General features: G+C 70.3%; 20 protein-coding genes and 1 tRNA gene. 17 read left to right on the top strand and 4 right to left on the bottom strand.

What is annotated here, in order from left to right; translation table 11 throughout:
- The first annotated feature begins 3 nt into the window (after positions 1–3).
- The 15 genes from recR (at position 4) to msuE (ending at position 17583) form a co-directional block, all read left to right on the top strand.
- Complete coding sequence (gene recR, locus J2W45_RS17370; protein WP_310134393.1) at positions 4–600, top strand: recombination mediator RecR; 597 nt, start codon at positions 4–6, stop codon at positions 598–600.
- 207 nt (positions 601–807) lie between these two features.
- A complete protein-coding gene (locus J2W45_RS17375) occupies positions 808–2094 on the top strand; it encodes an aspartate kinase (protein WP_310135079.1) in 1287 nt (428 codons plus the stop codon).
- A gap of 87 nt (positions 2095–2181) precedes the next feature.
- Positions 2182–3267, top strand: a complete 1086-nt coding sequence (locus tag J2W45_RS17380; RefSeq protein WP_310134395.1) for an aspartate-semialdehyde dehydrogenase — start codon at positions 2182–2184, stop codon at positions 3265–3267.
- Between the two features lie 97 nt (positions 3268–3364).
- A complete protein-coding gene (locus tag J2W45_RS17385) occupies positions 3365–4840 on the top strand; it encodes a malate:quinone oxidoreductase (protein WP_310134397.1) in 1476 nt (491 codons plus the stop codon).
- A 239-nt stretch (positions 4841–5079) separates the two neighbouring features.
- Positions 5080–6693, top strand: a complete 1614-nt coding sequence (locus J2W45_RS17390) for an ABC-F family ATP-binding cassette domain-containing protein (protein WP_310134399.1) — start codon at positions 5080–5082, stop codon at positions 6691–6693.
- A 27-nt stretch (positions 6694–6720) separates the two neighbouring features.
- Complete coding sequence (locus J2W45_RS17395) at positions 6721–7857, top strand: Rv2578c family radical SAM protein (RefSeq protein WP_310134401.1); 1137 nt, start codon at positions 6721–6723, stop codon at positions 7855–7857.
- A 116-nt stretch (positions 7858–7973) separates the two neighbouring features.
- Complete coding sequence (locus J2W45_RS17400) at positions 7974–9227, top strand: sensor histidine kinase (RefSeq protein ID WP_310134404.1); 1254 nt, start codon at positions 7974–7976, stop codon at positions 9225–9227.
- Positions 9224–10462 carry a hypothetical protein gene (locus J2W45_RS17405; RefSeq protein WP_310134406.1) on the top strand — a complete coding sequence of 413 codons (1239 nt, stop codon included), beginning with the start codon at positions 9224–9226 and terminating at the stop codon, positions 10460–10462. Before J2W45_RS17400 ends, J2W45_RS17405 begins: the two co-directional genes overlap by 4 nt.
- A complete protein-coding gene (locus J2W45_RS17410) occupies positions 10459–11157 on the top strand; it encodes a response regulator transcription factor (protein ID WP_310134408.1) in 699 nt (232 codons plus the stop codon). The genes J2W45_RS17405 and J2W45_RS17410 overlap by 4 nt, the downstream gene beginning before the upstream one ends.
- A gap of 46 nt (positions 11158–11203) precedes the next feature.
- Entirely contained in the window at positions 11204–11878 is a 675-nt protein-coding gene (locus J2W45_RS17415) for a thymidine kinase (protein ID WP_310134410.1), read from the top strand.
- A gap of 31 nt (positions 11879–11909) precedes the next feature.
- A complete protein-coding gene (locus J2W45_RS17420; protein ID WP_310134412.1) occupies positions 11910–13217 on the top strand; it encodes a UDP-glucose dehydrogenase family protein in 1308 nt (435 codons plus the stop codon).
- 84 nt (positions 13218–13301) lie between these two features.
- Entirely contained in the window at positions 13302–15179 is a 1878-nt protein-coding gene (locus tag J2W45_RS17425) for a DUF4012 domain-containing protein (protein ID WP_310134414.1), read from the top strand.
- Between the two features lie 52 nt (positions 15180–15231).
- Positions 15232–15798 (top strand): hypothetical protein, encoded by a 567-nt coding sequence (locus tag J2W45_RS17430; protein WP_310134416.1) that lies wholly within the window; start codon positions 15232–15234, stop codon positions 15796–15798.
- 88 nt (positions 15799–15886) lie between these two features.
- Entirely contained in the window at positions 15887–16903 is a 1017-nt protein-coding gene (locus J2W45_RS17435) for an LLM class flavin-dependent oxidoreductase (RefSeq protein WP_310134420.1), read from the top strand.
- 86 nt (positions 16904–16989) lie between these two features.
- Positions 16990–17583: an FMN reductase gene (gene msuE, locus J2W45_RS17440; protein WP_310134423.1), complete on the top strand. Its 594-nt coding sequence runs from the start codon at positions 16990–16992 to the stop codon at positions 17581–17583.
- A gap of 248 nt (positions 17584–17831) precedes the next feature.
- Here msuE and J2W45_RS17445 read toward each other — a convergent pair.
- The 3 genes from J2W45_RS17445 to J2W45_RS17455 all read right to left on the bottom strand — a co-directional run bounded on the left by J2W45_RS17445 (position 17832) and on the right by J2W45_RS17455 (position 21492).
- A tRNA-Pro gene (locus J2W45_RS17445) sits at positions 17832–17905 on the bottom strand.
- A 72-nt stretch (positions 17906–17977) separates the two neighbouring features.
- Entirely contained in the window at positions 17978–18961 is a 984-nt protein-coding gene (locus J2W45_RS17450; RefSeq protein ID WP_310134426.1) for a metallophosphoesterase, read from the bottom strand.
- On the bottom strand, positions 18961–21492 hold the full coding sequence (locus J2W45_RS17455; RefSeq protein WP_310134429.1) for a transglycosylase domain-containing protein: 2532 nt from the start codon (positions 21490–21492) through the stop codon (positions 18961–18963). The genes J2W45_RS17450 and J2W45_RS17455 overlap by 1 nt, the downstream gene beginning before the upstream one ends.
- Before the next feature lie 82 nt (positions 21493–21574).
- Between J2W45_RS17455 and J2W45_RS17460 the strand changes: the two genes are divergently transcribed.
- Together J2W45_RS17460 and J2W45_RS17465 are read left to right on the top strand one after the other, a co-directional pair.
- Positions 21575–21742: a DUF4177 domain-containing protein gene (locus J2W45_RS17460; RefSeq protein ID WP_310134432.1), complete on the top strand. Its 168-nt coding sequence runs from the start codon at positions 21575–21577 to the stop codon at positions 21740–21742.
- Entirely contained in the window at positions 21742–22212 is a 471-nt protein-coding gene (locus J2W45_RS17465) for a RidA family protein (RefSeq protein WP_310134434.1), read from the top strand. The genes J2W45_RS17460 and J2W45_RS17465 overlap by 1 nt, the downstream gene beginning before the upstream one ends.
- A 64-nt stretch (positions 22213–22276) precedes the next feature.
- On the opposite strand, the gene acs is transcribed toward J2W45_RS17465, so the two are convergent.
- A complete protein-coding gene (acs, locus tag J2W45_RS17470; protein ID WP_310134436.1) occupies positions 22277–24226 on the bottom strand; it encodes an acetate--CoA ligase in 1950 nt (649 codons plus the stop codon).
- Between the last annotated feature and the right edge of the window lie 290 nt (positions 24227–24516).

Genomic DNA, 24516 nt, shown 5'->3' on the forward strand with positions numbered 1-24516 from the left:
CCGGTGTACGAAGGCATCGTCCAGGAGCTGATCGACGAGCTCGGGCGGCTGCCGGGCATCGGCCCGAAGTCCGCCCAGCGCATCGCGTTCCACATCCTGCAGACCGAGACGTTCGACGTCACCCGGCTGGCGGAGGTGCTGCTCGAGGTGCGCGACAAGGTCCGGTTCTGCGAGATCTGCGGCAACGTGTCCGAGCAGGAGACCTGCTCGATCTGCCGCGACCCGCGCCGCACGCCGACGCTGATCTGCGTCGTGGAGGAGGCGAAGGACGTCGTCGCGATCGAGCGCACCCGCGAGTTCCGCGGGCTGTACCACGTGCTCGGCGGGGCGATCAGCCCGATCGACGGCGTCGGACCGGACGACCTCCGCATCCGCCAGCTCATGCAGCGCCTGGCCGACGGCACGGTTCAGGAGGTCATCATCGCGACCGACCCGAATCTCGAGGGCGAGGCGACCGCCACCTACCTCAGCCGCCTGCTCACGACGCTCGAGATCCGGGTCACCCGCCTGGCCTCCGGCCTCCCCGTCGGAGGCGACCTGGAGTACGCCGACGAGGTCACCCTGGGCCGCGCGTTCGAGGGCCGCCGCCAGGTCTCCTGACCCGCCCACCACCCGCTTCCACGATTTGGCACAAATCGCGGTTATCGGGCGGCCTTTCCCACGATTTGGCACAAATCTTCACCGGCTTCGCGCCGTGAGCGGGGCATCATCGTCCACAGGAGGCGGGTTGTCCACAGGCGCTGTCACATAAGGGAACCGACATATCGCGGCCGGTAGGATGGGAAACCCGTGAGTTCAGGAGTGTCTGTGGCCCTCATCGTCCAGAAGTTCGGCGGATCGTCCGTCGCGACCGCTGAGAGCATCAAGCGCGTCGCGAAGCGCATCGTCGAGACGCGCAAGGCGGGCAACGAGGTCGTCGTGGCGGTCTCGGCCATGGGCGACACCACCGACGAGCTCATCGATCTGGCGCACGAGGTCACCCCGATCCCCGAGCCGCGCGAACTCGACATGCTCCTCACCGCGGGCGAGCGCATCTCGATGGCGCTGCTCGCGATGGCCATCAAGAGCATGGGATACGACGCCCGGTCGTTCACCGGCAGCCAGGCCGGCATGATCACCGACGCCCAGCACGGTGCCGCGCGCATCGTCGACGTCACGCCCGGCCGCATCCAGGATGCGCTGAGCGAGGGCGCCATCGCGATCGTCGCCGGCTTCCAGGGCTTCAGCCGCGAATCCCGCGACATCACGACCCTCGGCCGGGGCGGCTCGGACACGACCGCGGTCGCTCTCGCCGCCGCGCTCCAGGCGGAGGTGTGCGAGATCTACACCGACGTCGACGGGATCTTCACCTCCGACCCGCGGCAGGTGCCGCTGGCCCGCAAGATCGACCGCATCACCAGCGAGGAGATGCTCGAGCTCGCCGCCGCGGGCGCCAAGGTGCTGCACATCCGCGCCGTGGAGTATGCGCGCCGGCACAACGTGACGCTGCACGTGCGCTCGTCGTTCTCGAACAAGGAGGGCACCTACGTCCTCAACGAAGCAGCGGCGGCCGAAGCCGCCCAGAAGGATGGAACCGTGGAAGAGCCCATCATCTCCGGCGTCGCCACCGACCTGAGCGAGGCCAAGATCACCGTCGTCGGCGTTCCGGACGTGCCGGGCAAGGCCGCGCAGATCTTCAAGATCGTCGCGAAGGCCAACGCCAACGTCGACATGATCGTGCAGAACGTGTCCGCCGCGGCGACCAGCCTCACCGACATCTCCTTCACGCTGCCCAAGTCGGAGGGCCAGCGCGTGCTCACCGCCCTCACCGCGGAGCGCGACGAGGTCGGCTACCAGTCGCTCCAGTACGACGACCAGATCGGCAAGCTGGCCCTCGTCGGCGCCGGGATGCGCACCAACTCCGGAGTCTCGGCGAAGCTGTTCGAGGCCCTGTACGACGCCGGCATCAACATCGAGATGATCTCCACCAGCGAGATCCGCATCTCAGTCGTGACGCGCGCCGACACGGTCGCCGAGGCGGCTCGCGTCGTGCACACCGCCTTCGGCCTCGACGGCGACGAGAAGGCCATCGTCTACGCCGGCACCGGCCGCTGACCCGAAGACGACCACCGCAGATCCACCCGGAGGGAATAGCCGCGCCGACCGTGGCATTGACTCCACAAACGACCCGAAGGGGCTGACATGAGCGAGTTCACCGATACCGACAGCACGGGCTTCGACATCGCCGTCGTCGGCGCGACCGGCCAGGTGGGCGCGGTCATGCGCCGCCTGCTCGAGGAGCGCGACTTCCCGGTGAAGAGCATCCGCTTCTTCGCCTCCTCCCGTTCGGCCGGCACCACGCTGCCGTTCAAGGGCCAGGAGATCACCGTCGAGGATGTCGCCACGGCCGACGTCTCCGGCATCGACATCGCCCTGTTCTCGGCCGGAGCCACCGGGTCGAAGGCCCACGCCCCCCGCTTCGCGGAGGCCGGTGCGATCGTGATCGACAACTCGAGCGGCTGGCGCATGGACCCGGATGTCCCGCTCGTCGTCTCGGAGGTCAATCCCGACGCCATCGCCGAGGCGCGCAAGGGCATCATCGCGAACCCCAACTGCACCACCATGGCGGCCATGCCCGTCCTGAAGCCGCTGCACGACGAGGCCGGCCTGACCCGTCTCGTGGTCAGCACCTACCAGGCCGTCTCCGGCTCCGGCCTCGCCGGCGCCGAGGAGCTGGCGGAGCAGGCGCGCGCCGCCGTCGCCGACGAGCACCTGCTCGACCTGGTGCACGACGGCTCCGCCGTGACGATGCCCGACCCGGTCAAGTACGTGCGCCCGATCGCGTTCGACGTCATCCCGCTCGCCGGCTCCATCGTCGACGACGGCCTGAACGAGACCGACGAGGAGAAGAAGCTGCGCAACGAGTCGCGCAAGATCCTCGGCGTGCCGGAGCTCCTGGTCAGCGGCACGTGCGTGCGCGTCCCCGTCTTCACCGGCCACTCGCTGTCGATCAACGCCGAGTTCGCCCGTCCGATCAGCCCGGAGCGCGTGGCCGAGCTGCTCGCCGATGCCCCCGGCGTTCAGCTGACGGATGTGCCGACCCCGCTGCAGGCCGCGGGCAGCGACCCCAGCTTCGTAGGCCGCATCCGCGCCGACGAGGGCGCCCCGCAGGGACGCGGCATCGCACTCTTCGTGAGCAACGACAACCTGCGCAAGGGCGCGGCGCTCAACGCCGTGCAGATCGCGGAGCTCGTCGCCGAGCGCCTCGGCAACCCCGTCACGGTCTGACTCCCGGCCCGTCTCCGCGGCCCCCGATGTCTCGATATCGAGAGATCGGGGGCACCCGCGGGGTGGGTCCGGCGTGCCCGCATCATAGGATTGACGGGTGAGCAATTCTCCCATCGACGTCGTCCTCATCGGCGGCGGCATCATGAGTGCCACGCTGGGGGCCATGATCCAGCGCGTGCAGCCCGACTGGAGCATCCGGATCTACGAACGCCTGGGCGAAGTGGCCCAGGAGTCGTCGAACCCGTGGAACAACGCCGGCACCGGTCACGCCGCCCTCTGCGAGCTCAACTACATGCCCGAGGCGTCCGACGGCACCGTCGACCCCGCTAAGGCGATCAGCATCAATGAGCAGTTCCAGCTCAGCCGGCAGTTCTGGGCGAGCCTGGTGGAGGCCGGGGATCTGCCCGAGCCGAACACATTCATCAACTCGACGCCGCACATGACGTTCGTCCGCGGCCGCGACAACGTTCGCTACCTGCGCAAGCGCTACGAGGCGCTCAAGGACCAGCCGCTGTTCGCCGGCATGGAGTACTCGGAGGACCCGGCCGTGATCGGCCAGTGGACCCCGCTGCTGACTAAGAAGCGCAGCACGAAGCAGCGCATCGCCGCCACCCGCCAGACCTCCGGCACCGACGTCGACTTCGGCGCGCTCACGCGCGCGCTCATCGACAACCTGGTCGAGAACGGCGCGGAGCTGGCGCTCAACCACAGCGTGCGCGGCATCAAGCGCACCAAGGACGGCCTGTGGCGCCTCCGCGTGCGCCACGACGTCGGTCGCACCTCGCACGTCGCCACCGCCCGCTTCGTCTTCGTCGGCGCCGGCGGCGGTGCGCTCCACCTGCTGCAGAAGTCGGGCATCCCCGAGATCAAGGGTTTCGGCGGGTTCCCGATCTCCGGTCAGTTCCTGCGCACCACCGATCCGAAGATCGTGGCGCAGCACCAGGCGAAGGTGTACGGCAAGGCCGCCGTCGGCGCCCCGCCGATGTCCGTGCCGCACCTCGACACCCGCGTCGTCGACGGACAGGCCTCGCTGCTCTTCGGCCCGTACGCCGGGTTCAGCCCGAAGTTCCTGAAGACCGGTTCGTGGTTCGACCTGCCCGGCTCCGTGCGCCCCGGCAATCTCGGCCCGATGCTGGCCGTGGCTCGCGACAACTTCGACCTCATCAAGTACCTGGTCGGCGAGCTGCTCGCCTCCCGGGCCAAGAAGCTCAAGGCGCTGCAGGAGTTCATGCCGACGGCCGACGGCAAGGACTGGGAGCTGATCACCGCCGGCCAGCGCGTGCAGGTCATGAAGAAGGACCCGAAGAAGGGCGGCGTGCTCCAGTTCGGAACCGAGGTCGTCGCCGCGGAGGACGGCTCCATCGCGGGCCTGCTCGGCGCCTCGCCGGGCGCATCCACCGCCGTGCCGATCATGGTCGACCTGCTCAAGCACTGCTTCCCGGACCGGTTCGCCGGCTGGCTGCCGACGATCAAGGAGCTCATCCCCACGGTCGGCTCGACGCTGAACGACCGCCCCGAGGAGGCGCAGCGGGTGCTGGCCACGACGGCGGAGACCCTGCACCTGCAGCAGTAACAGGCGCACGCACCGGCGTCGAACGCTGGACAAACGCGTGGGCGGCCTGTTATCGTCGTCCCCGCTATGAAGTGAGAATCTCCTGACGTCCCGCGCCTGAGGCGCCGTCGATGTGAGTTGAGGACCCACTGGTCTAGCGCGCTGCCCGGTCAGGCACCTGGGCGCTCCGGCGCACCTCACGACGGAGATCGCCCGGCGGGAACCTGCTCCTCATCGGAGCGCCCGGAAAGGCGGTTCCCATGCCAACCATCACTCTCGCACCCCTGCGCGCCGACGGCGTCTCGGTCGTCTACGGCGTTCGCCGGGTGCTCACCGACGTCTCGCTCACCGTTGCGCCGGGACACCGTCTCGGCCTGATCGGCGAGAACGGAGCGGGCAAGTCGACGCTGCTCCGCGTCCTCTCCGGCAACGAGACCCCCGACAGCGGCGTGCTGTCACGTCCCGAGCGCACCGGCTTCCTCTGGCAGGAGGTCCGCTTCGAGCCGGGGGAGACGCTGGCTGCCCTTCTCGAGCACGCGCTCGCCGACGTCCGCGCCATCGAGCGCGAGCTCGAGGAAGCCGCGGTCGCGCTCGGCGGCGACGACCCGTCCGCCGCCGCTCGGTACGACGCGGCGCTGGCGGCCGCCGAGCGGGCGGAGCTCTGGAGCGTCGACGCACGGCGGGACGAGCTGCTCGCCGGCCTCGGCGTCGGCGACATCCCGCTGGCCCGGCGGCTCAGCGAGGTCTCCGGCGGCCAGCGCAGCCGGTTCGCCCTGGCGGCGCTGCTGCTCGGCCGGCCGGACGCCCTCCTGCTCGACGAGCCGACCAACCACCTGGACGACGAGGCCGCCGCGTTCCTGGAGCGTCAGCTGAAGGGATGGGCGGGGCCGGTGATCTTCGCCAGCCACGACCGCGCCTTCCTCGACGCCGTGGCCACCGGACTCCTGGACCTCGACCCGGCACGCTCCGGGACCACCGTGTTCGGCGGCGGCTACAGCGCGTACCTCGCGGAGAAGGCGGCCGAGCGGGCGCGCTGGGAGAAGCAGTTCGCCGACGAGCAGCAGGAGCTCAAGGAGCTGAAGCACGCCGTCGACGTCACCGCGCGCTCCATCGCCTGGTCCGGGAAGGTGCGCGACAACGACAAGTTCGTGAAGTCGGTGAAGGGCAACGCGCTCGATCGGCAGATCAGCCGCCGCATCCGGAACGCCGAGGGCCGCCTGGACGATCTGCGTGGATCCCAGGTGGCGAAGCCGCCTGCCCACCTCGCGTTCGCCGGGATCCCGTCGGGGTTCCAGGCGCTCGGGGACGATGCGGGCGTGCTGGTGCACGCCCGCGGGATCCGTATCCCGGGCCGCCTGAGCATGGCGGAGTTCGCCGTGCCCGCGAATGCTCGCATCCTCGTGACGGGCGCCAACGGAGCGGGCAAATCGACCCTGCTCGCGGTGCTCGCCGGCCGGCTCGACCCCGAGTCGGGCGCGGTGCAACGCCGCCGAGGCGTGCGGATCGCTCTGCTGGAGCAAGACGTGCGGTTCGCCGACCCGAACTCCACCCCCCGCCGCATCTACCAGGCGTCGGTGGGGGAGCGCAGGGCCGAGGCGGTGCCGCTCACGTCGCTCGGGATCATCGCTCCGCGCGACGTCGACCGGCCCGTCGGCGCACTCTCGGTCGGGCAGCAGCGCCGGCTCGCGCTCGCGCTGATCGTCGCCAGGCCGCCGCACCTGTTCCTGCTCGACGAGCCGACGAACCACCTGTCGCTCTCCCTCGCCACCGAGTTGGAGGAGGCGCTGGGCGCGTACCCGGGAGCGGTCGTGGTGGCCAGCCACGACCGCTGGCTGCGGTCGGGATGGACGGGCGACGTCGTGCACCTTGCTTAAGGTTCGAACATATGTTCGAATGGAGGCATGCGTTGGAGTGGTCAGGAGCTGTCGGCCGATGAGCCGTCCGCTCTGCCGGGTCTCGCCCGGCTGAACAATCTGGTGCGCTCGGTGCGCACGCCCGACTTCGCCGGCATCACGTTCCACGAGGTGCTGGCGAAGTCGGCGCTCAACCGCATCCCCGGCGGGGGAGGGCCGATGCCGTTCGGCTGGACCATCAACCCCTACCGCGGCTGTTCGCACGCGTGCGTGTACTGCTTCGCGCGGCCCACCCACACCTACCTCGACCTCGACTCGGGCAAGGACTTCGACAACGAGATCATCGTGAAGGTCAACGTGGCGGAGGTGCTTCGCAAAGAGCTCTCCAAGCCGGGCTGGGGCCACCATCCGGTCGCTCTCGGAACCAACACCGACCCGTATCAGCGGGCCGAGGGCCGCTATTCGCTCATGCCGGGCATCATCGACGCGCTGGCCGACAGTGGCACGCCCTTCAGCATCCTGACCAAGGGCTCGTTGCTGCGGCGCGACCTCGACCGGCTCGCCGAGGCGAACCGGCGCGTCCCCGTCGACCTCGCGATGTCGATCGCGGTCTACGACGACGAACTGCAGCAGTCCGTCGAGCCCGGCACTCCGACCACGAAGGCGCGCCTCGCGACCGTGACGGCGGTGCGCGAGCACGGGCTCGACTGCAGCGTGTTCCTGATGCCGATCATCCCGTATCTGACGGACACGCGGGCCCATCTCGACGAGGCGCTCAAACAGGCCAAGGAGGCGGGCGCAACGTCCGTCCTCTATTCGGCGCTGCATTTGAAGCCGGGCGTGAAGGAGTGGTTCTACCTCTGGCTCGGTCGCGAGCATCCCGAACTGCTCCCGCGGTACCGGCAGATGTACGGGCGGGGCACCTATGCGCCGCAGGAGTACCGGAAGTGGCTGGCGGCACGCATCAAGCCGCTGATCCGCTCGCACGGACTCGAGCGCGGACAGGAGGATCCGCTGACGGGCGGCGTGCGGTCGAGTGCGCTCGGGATGATGCGCGACGACGAGGGGGAGCGTCAGACCGTCGGCTCGGCGGTGCGAGCGGGGGGTGCGACGGAGACTCCGGACGCGGCATCGCTGGTGTCCGCGTCCTTGACCGGCCTGGGGGTGCAACCGACGCTGTTCTGATCGCCGCCGGGTGACGTCCGGGCGAGGGGTACACACCGCGGGGTACACTCCCGCGACTCGGGGTGCCATAATCCCGGAGGGACCGAGGCGCGCTCGGATCCGGAAGGGCGGGACTCATGTCGCTCGGTCTGCCCAGCCATCTGGCACGACCGGCGAATTCGCGCGCCCTCGCCGCGGCCGCCCGCTGGGCCGGCCTGGTCTGCCTCGCCGCGGCGGCGGTGAACGTCGCCACGACCCTCGTCGGCTCCGACCGTCCCTCCTCGTGGATCACCCTGCTCGTCCTCGTCCCGATGGCCGGGCTCCTCCTGCTCCTCGCTCGCGGGCGCACCGCGGCGCTGACGGTCGCGTACCTGCTCGTCGGCGCCGTCTGCACCTACCTCTACGTCGTCACCCTGTTCACCAGCACGCCCGCCTACCGCGACACCAACCTGTTCGTCGTCGCCCTCCCCGTCGTCGCCATGACGCTGGTGGGCGGAACGGGCACAGGCGCGCTCGCGGGCATCCTCTGGGCGACCCTCGGGTTCGCGCTCGCCGAGGCCGCGGTCATCCTCGGCGCCGCGACGACCGATCGCATCTACGTCCCCGACGCGATCTCACTCGGCGCCTACCTGCTGCTCGTCGGCATCCTCGCCTACGACGGGTTGACCCGTGGCACCCGGTCGCGCGCGCAGACCACCCTGCACCGGGCGGTGCGCGACGCCCGGCTCGTCGACCTGCGACGCGAGATCCTGGCGGAGGCGACCGCCGATCTCCATGACACGGTGCTCAGCGAGCTGATCGCCGTGGCCGGGGCCCGACCCGGCCCTCTCGACGCCCGCCTCACCAAGCGCATCGAGGCCGATCTGCACGGGCTCGGCACCCGGGTGTCCGGGGCGGAAGCGGGGCCCGGGGCCGTCGCGGCAGGCACCGACCAGGGCACGACCGGGGCAGCCGTGCCGGGTGCCGACCCCTGGTACGACAGCGAGCTCCACCGCGCCATCGAGGACGCCCGCGACGAGGGCCTCACCGTCGACATCTCGGGGGACCGCGCATCGTTCGTGCGACTCGACGAGGACGTCCGCCGGGCGGTGGGTCTCGCCGTGCGGCAGTGCCTGGTCAACGTGGTGCGCCACTCGGGCAGCCCGACCGCGGAGGTCGCGCTCTCCGCCGGGTCCGGTTCGCTGTCGGTCATGGTGGTGGACGGCGGCAGCGGCTTCCCGGTGACCGGTCCCACCGCCGACCGGCTCGGCCTCCGCCAGTCGGTGCACGAGCGGATCGCGCGCGTCGGCGGGACGGTCGACATCTATTCGACGACGGATGTGGGGACGACGGTGATCCTGACCGTGCCGACCGGACCGCGGGCGGCGGCAGGGGAGGGCGGAGCCGCATGACCGCGCTCAGCCCCCGCACGATCGTCGGGGCACGCTCGGTGGTCGTGGAACGCACCCCGCAGCGGCTCGACCCCCTCGGCGCGCAGTCCGCCTGGCTCCTGGTTCCCCTCCTCGGCACCGTCGCGGTCGTGTACGCCGTGTTCTCGACCATCGGCCACGCGCGCGGGATCCACGACCCGGCCCTGGCGGTGCTCGCTCTCGTCGTGCTCCTGATCGCGGTGGTGGTGGTCTCCATCCGCACGCATCCCGCGTTCGCTCCGTTCGGCCGGTGGTCGCACTTCTGCATCATCGCGACCGTCGTCACCGCCGCATGCCTGTTCACGGCGTCCGTGTGGGGGCACAACGACCGCATCCAGGACGACTGGGGCCAGATCGCCGTGGCGCTGCTGCTCGTGCTGATGCCGCTGTACCGCCCGGTCGGCGAAGTGGCCGGCTCGGCGGTCGTGGCGGCGCTGGTGCTGGGTGCGCTGGCGGCGGCCGAGGACTCGGTCACCATCGCGAACTCGCCGCTGGTGTACGCCACCGTGGCAGCGACGCCGATCCTGGCACTGGCCGCGGGTGGCGCCGGGTACGCCTGGACGCTGACCGGCGAGACGCTGCGGTGGCGCGAGGTGGCGCGGGACGGCCAGGCGCGGCTCGAGGGCGAGCTCCGGCAGGCGGCCGAGCGGATGGTCGCGCAGGAGCGCATGACATCGCTCAACGCCGAGGCGGTCCCGTTCCTCACGGGACTCATCCAGCGCGGCACCGTGACGCCGGAGGACGCGCAGACGGCCCGGGCGATCGCCGAACGGCTGCGCGCCGACTCGGTGCGGGCGGTGGCGAGCCCGTGGCTCGAGGACACGATCGAGCTGGCGCTCGGATCCCGGCTGGCGGCGTCGAGGCGCCCCCTCGCCGGAGGCTCCGACCGGGTGGACGACCCGGACCGCCTCGAGCGCGTTCTGACCTCCGACCAGCGGGCGATCGTCGGCGCGCTGATCGCCACCGTCGCCGGCTTCCCGGGCCTCGACCCCGCATCCCTCAGCATCACCGCCCGCGATCCCGAGCATCCCGTCTTCGTGCTGCGAGCCCGGGTCGACGGCCACCGGGGTGAGCTGCGCCGCGACCTGCTGCCGTTCGTCAGCTCGCTCAACGCGGTCGTCATGCGCGCCACCATGCGGGTCCGCGGCGGCGAGGTGGTCGTCCGGTTCGCGTACCCGGAGGCCGGGTTCCCCTACCCTGGAGGGAGACGCCGATGACATCCGCACACCACGACCCCACCGCGACCGGCGGCTCTCCCGGCCATGCCGAGCCGCCGATCCGTCTCGCCATCCTCGACGACCACGAGATCCTGCTGGACAGCCTGGCTTCCTGGATCGAGCGCAACGCTCCCGAGTTCGACCTCGTCGTGCGCGCCGGCAGCTGGCTCGAGCTCGTCCACAGCGACGCGTTCCCCACCGACGTCGTCATCATGGACCTGCAGCTGAAGGAGTCCGTGTCCATCGGCGCGCGCGTCCGCACCTGTCGCGCGGCCGGGGCGAAGGTGGTCGTGCTGAGCGCCGTCGACACCCCGGAGGACCGCGAGGCCGCCCTCGGGGCCGGCGCGGTCGCGTACATCACCAAGTCGCAGCCGATGGCCGAACTGGTCGCGGCCGCTCTGTCCGCCGCCGGACGCGGCGCCGGCCGCGCCGCGTCCTCGCCGCCCGCATGGCGGCCGAAGCCGCTCATCCCGGAGACAGCGCGGCCGCGGCTCAGCGACGGGGAGCGCCAGGCGCTCGTGCTCTACGCCGACGGCAGGACGACGTCCGAGGTCGCCCAGGCGATGAATGTCCAGTACGAGACGGCCAAGACGTACCTCCGCCGCGTCCGCGAGAAGTACGGAAAGGCCGGGCGTCCCACCAGCTCGCGCGCCGACCTGATCCGCCGCGCGGCCGAGGACGGCTACCTCACCTGACGTGGCGTCACGGCGATGCATGCCGCGCGCCGCATAGGATCGGTTCGTGGCAAAACTGTATTTCCGCTACGGCGCGATGAACAGCGGCAAGAGCACGGCCATGCTCCAGGCCGCCTACAACTACGAAGAGCGCGGCCATCGTGTCCTCCTCACCAAGCCGTCCATCGACACCAAAGGCGACCTCGGCATCCTGTCGCGGCTCGGTGTGACCCGGGAGGTCGACTTCCTGATCGCCCCGGAGACCGACGCATACGGCGCGTTCCAGCGGCATCGTGAGCGCACCGTCAAGCGCTTCGGCACCGACGTCAGCGCCCTGCTGGTCGACGAGGCCCAGTTCCTGACCGAGGCGCAGGTGGACGACCTGCTGCGGATCGCGCTGCTCGACGGCGTCCCCGTGCTCGCGTACGGCATCCGCACCGACTTCCAGACCGTCGCCTTCCCCGGCAGCCGCCGTCTGCTGGAGGTGGCGCACAGCCTGGAGGAGCTCAAGACGATCTGCCGCTGCGGCCGCAAGGCGATCTTCAACGCGCGCAAGATCGACGGCGTCTTCGTCTTCGACGGCGACCAGGTCGCCATCGACGGCGCATCGGTCTCCTACGAATCGTTGTGCGGCAACTGCTACCTTCAGGAAAGCCGCGGCGTGCTCAACAACGGCCGCAGGCACTGGCCCGTGGATGCGGCGCCCGCGTACGTGGACGAACCGGACCCGGACTTCACCTAGGCGCCCCCTCCACTCGAAGGAACCGGACACCATGAGAATCTCCGTGATCGGCTGCGGCTACCTCGGGGCCGTTCATGCGGCCGCGATGGCTCACCTCGGCCACGACGTGGTCGGCATCGACGTCGACGAGGCCAAGATCGCCGCGCTCTCCGCGGGCCGTGCACCGTTCTTCGAGCCGGGCCTGCCCGAGGTGCTCGAGGAGGGGACCCGGTCCGGCCGCCTGCGCTTCACGACCGACCTCGCCGCTGCCCGGGAGGCGGACATCCACTTCGTCGCCGTGGGGACTCCGCAGGTCGCCGACGGCGACGCAGCGGACATGCGCTTCGTGGACGCCGCCTTCGCGTCGCTGCTGGAGCACGCCAAGGACGGCGACCTGATCGTCGGCAAGAGCACCGTGCCCGTGGGCACGGCCGCCCGGCTGGCCGAATCGGTGGCCGCGAAGCAGCCCGGCGCGACCCTGGCCTGGAACCCCGAGTTCCTGCGCGAGGGCTTCGCCGTGAAGGACACGGTCAGCCCGGACCGCCTGGTCTACGGCGTGCCCGAGGGCGAGCGCGGCGAGCGGGCCGCGCGGCTTCTCGACGAGGTCTACGCGTCCGCCGTGGCGGCCGGCACGCCGGTGATCGTCACCGACTACGCGACCGCGGAGCTGGTGAAGGTGTCGGCGAACGCCTTCCTGGCCACCAAGATCTCCTTCATCAACGCGATGGCCGAGATCGCCGAGGTGACCGGTGCCGACGTGACGAAGCTCGCGGACGCCATCGGGCACGACGCGCGCATCGGCCGCCGGTTCCTCAATGCGGGCGTCGGATTCGGCGGCGGCTGCCTGCCGAAGGACATCCGCGCCTTCAGCGCCCGGGCACGGGAGCTCGGCCGCGGTGAGGCCGTGCAGTTCCTCGACGAGGTGGACAAGATCAACCTCCGGCGGCGCGCACGCGTCGTCGACCTGGTGCGCGAGATCTCCGGCGGGCTCGACGGTGTGCGCGTCGGTGTGCTGGGCCTGGCGTTCAAGCCGCACTCGGACGACATCCGCGACTCCCCGGCGCTCGAGATCGCCATGCGGCTCGCCGACGCCGGGGCGATCGTGACGGCCACCGACCCGCAGGCCGTGGAGAATGCGCGGCGCCGCGCTCCGCAGCTGACCTTCGCGGATTCGGCGGAGGAGGCTGTGCGGGATGCGGACGTCGTGCTGCTGATCACCGAGTGGCCGGAGTTCACCGGGCTGGACCCCGAGGCGGTCGGCGAGCTGGTCGCGCAGCGCGTCGTCATCGACGGCCGGAACTCGCTGGATCCCGAGCGCTGGCGGGCCGCCGGATGGACGTACCGGGGTCTCGGCCGCTGAGGCGGGAAACACGCTGAGGCCGCTTTACGACGCCACCCCGATTTGGGGGCCGCCAAAAAAGTGAGGATTTGTTAGATTTGTCGCATGGCGACAGGTCTGACCGTGCCGGACGCGCCGCCGCGTCCCGCAACCCCGACGCCGCCGAGCGTCCGGCGGAGGCGTCCACTGCGCCATCCTGTCGGCACGACGGTGCTGGCGGCGATCGCTTTCGTGCTGCTCTTCGCCATCGTCTGGATCGGCGTCCGCGGCTATCTCGCGCAGCGCGCGCTCAACGACGCCGTCCCATCGGCCGAGACCGTGAAGACGGCGATCGGCTCGGGAGACATCCCCGCGGCGGCCCGGGCCGCTGACGCACTGCACCGGCGCACGGCCGATGCAGCCGCGCTGACCTCCGACCCCATCTGGGTGACCGCGGAGGCCGTTCCGTGGATCGGTCCCAACCTCACCGCGGTGCGCGAGGCTGCCGCAGCATCGGACGCCATCGCGGCAAAGGTCGTGCAGCCACTCGTCGCGGCGGGCGGTGCCGTGGATCTCCGCGCCCTCGCCATGACCAACGGCCGCATCGACCTCGATCCGATCATCAAGGCGCAGCCGGCGGTGGCCAAGGCCGCTGTCGCCTTCTCGGCCGCGCGGGCGAGCGTCGCATCCATCGAGACCGGCGCTCTCGTGAGCCCGGTCGCAGGCGGCATCGACCGTCTGCACGATGTGCTCGACCGGGCGGCCCCGGATGTCGAGGCGCTCAACAACACCGTGCGGTTGCTGCCCTCGATGCTCGGAGCGGCGGGACCGCGCGATTACCTCCTGGTCGCTCAGAATCCGGCAGAACTGCGCTCGACCGGCGGGCTCATCGGCGCCGTCGCGCTCGTTCACGCGGACAAGGGAGCGGTCTCGCTGCAGCGCCAGTCGGCCGGAACGGCGATCGGCCCGTGGGAGACACCTGTCGCTGACGTGCCGCTCAGCACCCAGGGTCTTTACGGCCCCTTGGTGGGGCGCTACCTGCAGGACGTCAATCTCACGCCCCACTTCCCGCTTGCCGCTGCGACGGCTGCCCGGATGTGGACCACGACCTACGGGGGCACCGTGGACGGCGTCGTGGCCGTCGACCCCGTCGTGCTCAGCGGCCTCCTGTCCGCGACCGGCCCGGTCACGCTCCCGACCGGCGACCGGCTGACGTCCGACAATGCGGTCAAGCTGCTGCTCAGCGATGTCTATCAGCGCTACAGCGATCCCGCTCAGCAGGACGGCTTCTTCGCGTCCGCCGCCAGTGCGGTCTTCGCGCGGCTGTCCGGCGGCGGGGTGGACGGCAAGAAGCTGGTCACCGCCCTGGCGGCGGCGGGGGAGTCCCGCCGCGTGCTCATCTGGAGCGAGCACGGCTCGGATCAGAAGATTCTCGGGCGCACCACGCTCGCCGGGGGCCTGCCGCGCTCCGACCTGTCCGCCGCGGGCATCGGCGTCTACTTCAACGATGCGACCGGCTCCAAGATGGACTACTACCTGGGCACCTCCGTGGCAGCGGGTGCCGCCGTCTGCCGGGCGGACGGGAAGCCATCGACGATGGTCAGCGTCACCCTCACCAACCGGGCGCCGGCGGATGCGGGCACCTCGCTCCCGAAGTACGTGACCGGCGGCGGGTCGTACGGCGTGACGCCGGGGAACATCCGCACCCGGGTCGCCGTCTACGGTCCCGCGGGCGGCTTCCTCGCCGCGACGCAGAGCGACGGAACCAACTACGCGACGGTCGCCGGGGTCGACGCCACGCGCCCGGTGAGCCTGTTCACCGTGGAGCTCGCGCCCGGGGAGTCCCGAACGGTCTCGGTCCAGTTCCTGAACGCCGGCCAGACCGCGGCCAACCTCGACGTGGTGACCACGCCGACCCTCCCCGGCGACGGGACCACCCCCGTCTTGGGGGCACGCAACGCCGTTCGCCCCATTGTCGTGCAGTGCGCTTCGGTCGTAAAGTGAGTATTACTCAACTCCCGACGTGAGCCGGGGCGCCAATTGAAAGGGCGGGCCGATGTTCAAGAAGATACTGGCGGCGATCGCTGTGACCGCGGGGCTGCTGGTAGCGGCACCGGCGGCTGCGAATGCCGTCGACTACACCAACGGTGCACAGTGCTCCTTCGACGTCAGCGTCGTCGAGTCAGGTGGCTCCGCCACCCTCATCTGCATCCCGGGCACCTGGTCGCCGGGTGAGGCGATCGACTGGACCGTCACGGGCCAGAACGGCGCCTCCTTCAAGCTGGCCTCGTTCGCCACGGCGGACAGCAGCCTCCACTTCGTCAAGCACGCCAACGCGGACGGCAGCGATGTGCTGTCGGTGACGCTCCCCGCGAGCGCTTCCGGCACGTACAGCGTGGTCGGGCACGGCCAGACCAGCGGGCACGAGTGCCCCGCCACCCTGACGGTCCTGCCCGCCGACGCGGCGAGCACGGTGGTCGACCCCGGCAGCAGTGACGGCCTCGCCCACACCGGCTCGGTCGTCGCGACCTGGGCGGCCTGGATGGGCGGCTCGCTGATCGTCCTCGGCCTGATCGCCCTGGCGCTCGTGGCCTGGATCCGCAAGGTGAAGACCACGTCCTGACCCCCATATCGCCCCCTGCGCCGATTCCCGGCCGGACCTCTGAGGACCGGCCGGGAATCGGCGTGCACGGGCCCGCGTTAGTGTCAGGGTGAGCGCCACCAGCATCCCCCTCAACGTCCTCGATCTCGCCAGCCGTCCCGCGGGCGGCACCAACGCCGACGCCGTCGCCGGCACGGTGAGGCTCGCGCAGGCGGCCGAACGCCTCGGCTACGGGCGATTCTGGGTCGCCGAGCACCACGGGATGCCGGCCATCGCCTCCAGCGCGCCGGCCGTGCTGATCGCCGGCGTGGCGGCCGCGACCGAGCGCATCCGCGTCGGCAGCGGCGGCGTCATGCTGCCCAACCACGCACCGCTCGTCGTGGCGGAGCAGTTCGGCACGCTGCGCGCCCTCTACGGCGACCGGATCGACCTCGGCATCGGCCGGGCCCCCGGCACCGACGGCGCGACGGCGATGGCCCTGCGGCGGAGCCCCGAGGGGCTCGGGGTCGACGACTTCCCGCAGCAGCTCCTCGACCTCTTCGGCTTTTTCTACGGCGGGATGAGCGACGCCAACCCGCTGCATGGCATCACGGCGGTGCCCGGGCTGGGCGACGCCCCGCAGGTCTGGCTGCTCGGATCGAGCGGCTTCAGCGCCCAGGTCGCCGCGGCACTCGGTCTGCCGTTCGCCTTCGCCCACCACTTCGCCGGCGAGAACACCGAGGCGGCGCTCGACCTGTACCGGTCGCGCTTCGAGCCCAGCGACATCCTCACCGAGCCGCACACCATGATCGCGGTCAACGTGGTCTCCGACGACGACCCGGAGACCGTACGCGCGCAGTCGCTGCCCGGCCAGCTCTCCTTCCTCCGCCTGCGCCGCGGCCTCAAGCCCGAGCCGGTGAGCATCGAGGAGGCCCTCGCGCACGAGTTCACGCCGCTCGAGGAGGAGTTCATCGCCTCCCGCAACGCACGCCAGGCGGTCGGCACGCCGGACGAGGTGAAGGCGCGCCTGGACTCGCTCCTCGCCTCCACCCAGACCGACGAGCTGATGGTGTCGTCCGGAGCCGCGACCGTGGAGGGACGCATCCGCTCGCTCGAGATCGTGCGGGAGCTGTACCCCGCCGCATGACGGACCGTGACGGCCACCCGCGCGGTGGCCGTCCACGCGAGGTACCGTTGGGCCTCAACCCGGACCCCGAGGCAAAGGCGGAACCCATGTCGCGCACACTCACCGTGGTCGGAGTGAGCGGAAGCCCCACCCACCCGTCGCGCACCACCGTGCTGGTGGACGACGTCGCGCGCTCCTACGCGGAAGCGGCGGGAGGGGTCTCCCGCACCATCCAGCTCGCTCCGCTGCTCCCGGAGCTCGGGGCGGGGCCGTTCCGCAACAGCCTCAGCCCCATCGTCACGGAGGCGCTGGAGGCGGTGGAAGGCGCGGACATCCTCGTCGTCGGCTCGCCGGCCTACCGGGCCACCTACACCGGGCTGTTCAAGCTGTTCTTCGACCACATCGGCCAGTACGCCCTCATCGACAAGCCGGTGGTGCTGACCGCGACAGGCGGCAGCGACCGGCATGCGCTGCTCGTGGAGCACCAGATGCGGCCGCTGTTCGGGTTCTTCCAGTCGCTCACCGTGCCGCTCGGCATCTACGCCAGCGAGAACGACTTCGCCGACTACGAGATCCGGTCGGAAGACCTGCGTGCGCGGATCGACACGGCGGTGGCGCGGACGCTGCCGTTGATCCGGGCGAACATCGACCCGCAGGCGCGGTTGGCCACGCGGGAGTTCGCGCGGCCGGATGCGTTTTAGGAGGGGCGTTCTGCGCCGCGCCATTCGGCGCCGCTGACGCGAGCGCGGAAGGCGACCCTCTCGGCTTCTCCACTGAAGCTGCGGGGTGCGCCCCACGCGCTACCCCAGACGCCGCTCCGCGCTTCGCGCGGGGCGTCGCCTGGGGCCCCTCGCGCGCGGGGACCCCAATAGTCACCGCGAGCGGGCATGAAGAAGGGCCCCGCCTTGCTCGCTGCGCGAGCTTGGCGGGGCCCTTCTTCATGACCGCGTCGGGGTGACAGGATTTGAACCTGCGGCCTCTTCGTCCCGAACGAAGCGCGCTACCAAGCTGCGCCACACCCCGGTGGCCCGAAGGCCTCATCCAGGATACACGAGCCGGGCGGTGCTCATGACCACGGCCCCGGCCGCACACGGGCTAGGGAGCCGCGGTCAGGGTGATCAGCGTCGCCTCAGGACGGCACGCGAAGCGCACCGGCGCGTAGATCGAGGTGCCGAGTCCCGCCGAGACGTTCAGGTAGGCGGAACGGAAGGCGTGACGCCACACGCTCAGCCCCTTGGCTTGCGAGCGGGGGATGTCGCAGTTCGTGACCAGGGCGCCGAAGCCGGGCAGACAGACCTGGCCGCCGTGCGTGTGCCCGGCGAAGATCATGGCGGCGCCGTAGGTCACGAACGCGTCGAGCACGCGGCGGTACGGGGAGTGCGTCACCCCGATGGTGACCGCCTGGCGCTCCGAGCGCGGGCCCTGGTCGGGCCAGGTGTTGTCGTCGGAGAACGGATCGTTCTCGCGCAGCTCGTCGAGCGCGCCCGGGATGGCCTCCACGCGGTCGTACCGGATGTGCGGGTCGTTCACGCCGAAGAACTCGAGGTGCGTGCCGCGCACCTCCATCGCGGCGGCCCGGTTGTCCAGGTCGACCCAGCCCAGGTCGCGGAAGAACGCCGTCAAGGCCGGCGTATCGAGCCGAGCCGCCGTCGGCGGCTTCCGCTTCGACGACGGACCGAGGAAGTACTTGAGCGGGTTCTTCGCCTGAGGGCCGAAGTAGTCGTTCGAGCCGTGCACGAAGACGCCCGGGATGCCCTGGAAGCCCGCGTAGGCAGCACGCACGCCCTCGAGGCCGTCGGTGTGACCGAGCACGTCTCCGGTCTCGACGATCAGGTCCGGCTTCAGACGCGCCAGAGAGCGGATCCACTCCTGCTTGTCGCGCTGCCACGGCGCCATGTGCAGGTCGGAGAGGTGGAGCACCCGGATGGGCTGAGCCCCGGCCGGCAGTACCGGCACGCTGACCTCGCGCAGCACGTACGCGCGGCGCTCGACGAGGGATCCGTAGGCGAACGCCGCGGCGCCCGCGCCGGCCAGAAGGGCCAGGACGGACGCCGCGGGGCGCAGAGCTCGGCCGGCCACTAGCCGCCGGCGCCCGGGCTCGGCGGGGCGCTCGGTCCAGCGGCGGCCAGCGCGAGGGTCACCGCTGTTCCTGGCTTCGCGGGCGTCCCGGCGGCCGGATCCTGTGCCTGCACGATGCCGTTGGGGTTGTTCCCACCCGCGCTCTTGGCGGTGAATCCGGCCGCCTGCAGCGCCGCGGCGGCGTCGGAGAACTTCTGCCCGACGACGTTCGGCACGGCGACGAGGCTGCCGTTGCTGGTGAAGAGCGTGATGACGCTGCCCTTGCCGACCTGCGACCCGGCGGGCGGGTTGGTCGACGCGATGGTCCCGGCCGGGGCGACCGAATCCTGCGGTCCTCCGTCGGCCGAGTCGAGACCCAGGCCGGTCAGGATGGACTTCGCCTCGTCGGGCGACTTGCCGGTGAGGTCCGGCACGGCGACCTGGATGCCCTGCGTCAGCTTGCTCGGCGGGGTGGGGAAGTCGTCCCCGCCGTACTTGCCGACCGCGGCGCTCATCATGGTGCGCATGACCGAGACGCGGGCGCTCGCGGGGGAGGTGCCGTGCGTCGGGAAGACCTTGCGGAAGTCCACGTGGCCCTGGATGTTGCCGACCCAGTACGCGCCCGCGACCTTGGTGGTCGCCGCGACGAGCCACAGCTGGTCGTTGTACTCGGTGGTACCGGTCTTGCCCAGCATGTCCTTGCCGGTCGTGTTCATGCCCGAGGCCGTTCCGCCGCCCTGCAGCGGGCCCTTGAGGGCCTTCGCCATGGTGTTGGCCACCGCGGGGTCCACGGACTGGGTGCAGGTGCTCGCGGGCGGCTTCACGTCCTTGCCGCTCGCATCCACGATCTTGTCGATGACGATGGGCGTGCAGGTCATGCCGTTGTTCGCGATGCCCGCGAAGGCGGTCGCCATGGTGAGCGGCGCGATGTAGTTGGTGCCGAGCACGGCCGACGGGTTGGTGTCGAGCGGCTCGCCCTTGGCGGTGTGGACTCCGAACGCCTCCGCGTCCTTCTTGATCTCGCACAGGTCCAGCTGGCTGGCCATCGAGATGAAGGCGGTGTTGATGGAGAGCGTGGTCGCGCTCTGGGCGTTGCGGATGCCCGTCTCACCCGGCGAGTCGTTCTGCGGCGTGTAGGTGCCGCCCCAGCCTCCGGTGCAGGAGTCCTTGAACGACCGGTAGGTGCGGATGTTCGCGTTCACCGACTCGTTGAGCGAGTGACCCTGCTTGAGCCACTCGGCGAGGGTGAAGACCTTGTACGTCGAGCCGACCTGGAAGCCGCCGGAGCCGCCGTACTTCTGGTCGGTGGCGAGGTTGACCGAGGAGTAGTCCGTGCTGGTGTTCAGCACATCCGGGTCCTGGCTGTACTTCTTGTTCTGGGCCATGTACAGCACGCGGCCCGTACCCGGCTGGACGCCGGTGAGCACGCCGCCGATGTCCGCCCGCGAGTACGACGCCGGCACATACGACTGGATGGTCGACTCCGCCACCTGCTGCAGCTGCAGGTCGAGGCTCGTGTAGATCTTGTACCCGCCGCGGTTGAAGTTGGATGCGCGGGTGTCCTCGTCGGCGCCGAAGGTCGGGTCGTTCAGGATGGTCTTCTGGACGTAGTCGCAGAAGTATGCGGAGCCGCCTGCCGTCTGGCAGCCGCGCACGGACGGCGTGATCACCGGCTGGATCGGGGTCTTGACCGCTTCCTGGTACTGCGCCTTCGTCAGCCGCTTGTACTGGTACATCTTGCCCAGGATGTAGTCGCGGCGCTCCTTGTTCTTCGCGTAGCCGTTCGCAGCGCCGTTGGTCTTCGACTCCGGGTCGTCGATCTTCAGGCTGGTCGGCTCGTTCACGATCGCCACCAGGCTGGCCGCCTGGGCGGGGGTGAGCGCGGCGGCGGTGGTGTTGTAGTAGTACTTGGCCGCGGCCTCGATGCCGTAGACCGTTCCGCCGAAACCGGCGATGTTGAGGTACCCGACCAGGATCTGGTCCTTGGTGTACTTCTTCTCGATCCCGATCGCGTACTTCATCTCCTTGACCTTGCGGTCGGGGGAGACGCCCGTGGAGTCGGTGACGCACTCCTGGTACTTGGTCTTCTGCTCCTTGGTCTTGACCGGGAGCGCCTCGCACTTCTGCAGCAGCACGTTCTTCACGTACTGCTGGGTGATCGAGGAACCGCCCTGCACGCCGCCGCCGGCGACCGTGGAGAGCACACCGCGGACGGTGCCCTGGATGTCGACACCGCCGTGGCTGTAGAAGCGCGGGTCCTCACCCGCGATCGCCGCATCCTTCGCGGCCTGGGAGATCTGGTTGAACGCCACCGGGAGGCGGTTCTGGGAGTAGAAGGTCGCCAGCGGAACATCCTGGTCGCCGTTCTTGGCGTAGATGGTGGTCGGCTGGGCCAGCTGGTCGACGTTGAGGTACTCCGGGAGCCCCTCGAAGACGCCGATGCTGTTGTTCGCGGCCATCCCCGTGACCGCGATCGCGGGCGTGACGGCGGCGGTGACCAGAAGACCGGCCACGACGCTCATGCCGATGAAGGCACCGGCGGCACCGAGCACACCTCTAGCCTGTGGTTTTTGCGCAGACATAGGATCAGGCTAGGTGATGAACCTGCGAAAACCCCACAACACGAGGAGCACGATGCCGCGCTGGGAGTACCTGACCACCCCGCTGATGATCCACAACACCGCCGCGATCCTGAACAACTGGGGGTCCGAGGGATGGGAGCTGGTGCAGGTGGTGACCGGTCCGGAGGGCGGCCTCGTCGCCTACCTCAAGCGGCCTCTGCAGGGCGAGGAGCAGGCCTGATGGCGGACGTCGAAGCGCGTCTCGCGCAGCTCGGGATCGAGCTCCCCGCCGTCGTGCCGCCGGTGGCCGCCTACACGCCGGCGGTGCTCGACGGGCAGTACGTCTTCACGTCCGGTCAGCTGCCGATGGTGGCCGGAGCGCTCCCCGCGACCGGAAAGGTCGGCGAGGGCCACGGGCTCGTCCCCGCCGCGGATGCCAAGGAGTACGCACGCACCTGCGCGCTCAACGCGCTCGCCGCCGCGAAGAGCGTGCTCGGCTCGCTCGACCGCGTGCGCCGCGTGGTCAAGGTCGTCGGCTTCGTGGCCTCCGACCCCGCGTTCACCGGCCAACCCGGTGTCATCAACGGTGCCTCCGAAGTGCTCGGCGACATCTTCGGCGACGCCGGCGTCCACGCACGGTCCGCCGTGGGAGTCGCGGTTCTGCCGCTCGACTCTCCGGTCGAGGTGGAGCTCATCCTCGCCGTCGACTGAACCAGGTAAGGATGCGCGAAGGGGCGGTGCCGCACGGCACCGCCCCTTCGTCGTACGGACGGATTCAGGACAGCTTGGCCTGGATCGAGCTCATCACCGCGGTGTCCGCCAGCGTCGTCGTGTCGCCCACCTCGCGGCCCTCGGCGACGTCGCGCAGCAGTCGCCGCATGATCTTTCCCGACCGGGTCTTCGGCAGCTCCGACACGATGAAGATGTCGCGGGGCCGGGCGATGGCGCCGATCTGCTCGGCGACGTGCTTGCGCAGCTCGGCCGCCACATCCAGCGCCTCGGTCTGCTCCAGCTGGTTCTGCTTGATGATGACGAACGCGACCACGGCCTGACCGGTGGTCTCGTCGGCGGCCCCGACGACAGCGGCCTCCGCCGTGAACGGATGCGCCACCAGCGCCGACTCGATCTCCGCCGTGGAGAGGCGGTGACCGGAGACGTTCATGACGTCGTCGACGCGGCCCAGCAGCCAGATGTCGCCGTCCTTGTCGTACCGCGCGCCGTCGCCGGCGAAGTACTTGTCGCCGAACTTCGACCAGTAGGTCTCGCGGAAGCGGTCCGGGTCGCCCCAGATGCCGCGGAGCATGCTCGGCCACGGCTCGGTGACCACCAGCAGACCGCCCTGGTCCTTGCCGACGGGCGTGCCCGCCTCATCGAGGATGTCGACGGAAATGCCGGGAAGCGGAACCTGCGCGCTGCCGGGCTTCAGGGTCGTGACGCCGGGGAGCCCCGAGATCATGATCGCGCCCGTCTCCGTCTGCCACCACGTGTCGACGATCGGGGTCGTGTCGCCGCCGATGACCTCGCGGTACCACATCCACGCTTCCGGGTTGATCGGTTCGCCCACCGACCCGAGCACGCGCAGGCTGCTGAGATCGAACTTCTGGGGGTGCTGGCGCCCGAGCTTCATGAAGGACCGGATGGCCGTGGGCGCGGTGTAGAAGATCGAGACGCCGTACTTCTCGATCAGCTCCCACCAGCGGCCGGGGTGCGGCGTCTCGGGGGTCCCCTCGTACATCACCTGGGTCGCGCCGTTCGCGAGAGGCCCGTACACGACATAGGTGTGCCCGGTGATCCAGCCAACGTCGGCGCTGCACCAGTAGACGTCCGACTCGGGGTGCAGGTCGAAGACGTTCTTGTGGGTGAAGGCGGCCTGGGTGAGGTAGCCGCCGGAGGTGTGCAGGATGCCCTTCGGCTTGCCGGTGGTGCCGGAGGTGTACAGGATGAACAGCGGCTGCTCGGCGGGGAACGCCTTGGCCACGTGGTCGGCGTCGACCAGCGCGAGCTCGTCGTGCCACCAGAGGTCGCGGCCCTCGGTCCAGGCGACCTCGTTCTCTCCGCGCTTCACGACGAGCACGTGCTCGACGCTGGTCGCGTCGCCGGTGAGCGCCGCATCCACCGCATCCTTCAGAGGGAAGACGCGGCCCTTGCGCCAGCCGCCGTCCGCCGTGATGACGAGCTTCGCCTCGGCGTCGTCGATGCGCGAGCGCAGGCTCTCGGCACTGAAGCCGCCGAACACGACCGAGTGGATGGCGCCGATACGCGCGACCGCGAGCATCGCCACGACGGCCTCGGGGATCATCGGCAGGTAGATCGCGACGCGGTCGCCGGCGCGGATGCCGAGGCTGGTCAGCAGGTTGGCCGCCTTCTTCACCTCCGCGGTGAGCTCGGCGTAGGTGATGGTGCGGGTATCGCCCGGCTCGCCCTCCCAGTGGATCGCGACCCGGTCGCCGTTGCCCGCGAGCACGTGCCGGTCGAGGCAGTTGAACGCGACGTTGAGCTCGCCGTCGTCGAACCACTTGGCGAAGGGCGGCTCGCTCCAGTCCAGAGTCCGCGTGAACGGGGTGTGCCAGTGCAGGAGCTCGCGCGACTGGTCCGCCCAGAAGCCCAGGCGGTCCGCGGCAGCGCGCTCGTAGAGGCCGGCATCGGCGATCGCCTGCGCGGCGAACTCCTCGGTCGGCGGGAATCGGCGGGCTTCGTGGAGCAGGTTGTCGATGGTGTTGCTCATGGGGAGGCTCTTCGCTCCTTTGCGATGCGGTCGAAACGGTCGTGGCGCGACACTGCCTGACTCTACAACCTGGCGGGGAGCCGCCTGCAGGAGACTTGCGTTTGCATCGATTCTGCGTAAACTGGTGCCCGGCCGAATGTAAATTCGTGCGTGCGGCGCAATCGATTCCCCCCAATCCTGCGCCGCAGTGGCCGCACCTGTTCCCCCCAATAGGTGCGGCCCCCCTTTTTTAACCGGCGGGACGCCCGTGATCCGGTCGTTCCTCCACCGATCGGTCCTGGACGCTGTTG

It is taken from the genome of Leifsonia shinshuensis (assembly GCF_031456835.1).
Taxonomy (GTDB): Bacteria; Actinomycetota; Actinomycetes; order Actinomycetales; family Microbacteriaceae; genus Leifsonia; species Leifsonia shinshuensis_C.

Coding starts and splice junctions, on each gene's coding strand:
- J2W45_RS17400 (WP_310134404.1), top strand. CDS start 7,974: ATGTCGCTCGGTCTGCCCAGCCATCTGGCACGACCGGCGAATTCGCGC.
- J2W45_RS17430 (WP_310134416.1), top strand. CDS start 15,232: ATGTTCAAGAAGATACTGGCGGCGATCGCTGTGACCGCGGGGCTGCTG.
- J2W45_RS17425 (WP_310134414.1), top strand. CDS start 13,302: ATGGCGACAGGTCTGACCGTGCCGGACGCGCCGCCGCGTCCCGCAACC.
- J2W45_RS17380 (WP_310134395.1), top strand. CDS start 2,182: ATGAGCGAGTTCACCGATACCGACAGCACGGGCTTCGACATCGCCGTC.
- J2W45_RS17420 (WP_310134412.1), top strand. CDS start 11,910: ATGAGAATCTCCGTGATCGGCTGCGGCTACCTCGGGGCCGTTCATGCG.
- acs (WP_310134436.1), bottom strand. CDS start 24,226: ATGAGCAACACCATCGACAACCTGCTCCACGAAGCCCGCCGATTCCCG.
- J2W45_RS17395 (WP_310134401.1), top strand. CDS start 6,721: ATGCGTTGGAGTGGTCAGGAGCTGTCGGCCGATGAGCCGTCCGCTCTG.
- J2W45_RS17460 (WP_310134432.1), top strand. CDS start 21,575: ATGCCGCGCTGGGAGTACCTGACCACCCCGCTGATGATCCACAACACC.
- J2W45_RS17390 (WP_310134399.1), top strand. CDS start 5,080: ATGCCAACCATCACTCTCGCACCCCTGCGCGCCGACGGCGTCTCGGTC.
- msuE (WP_310134423.1), top strand. CDS start 16,990: ATGTCGCGCACACTCACCGTGGTCGGAGTGAGCGGAAGCCCCACCCAC.
- J2W45_RS17465 (WP_310134434.1), top strand. CDS start 21,742: ATGGCGGACGTCGAAGCGCGTCTCGCGCAGCTCGGGATCGAGCTCCCC.
- J2W45_RS17410 (WP_310134408.1), top strand. CDS start 10,459: ATGACATCCGCACACCACGACCCCACCGCGACCGGCGGCTCTCCCGGC.
- J2W45_RS17405 (WP_310134406.1), top strand. CDS start 9,224: ATGACCGCGCTCAGCCCCCGCACGATCGTCGGGGCACGCTCGGTGGTC.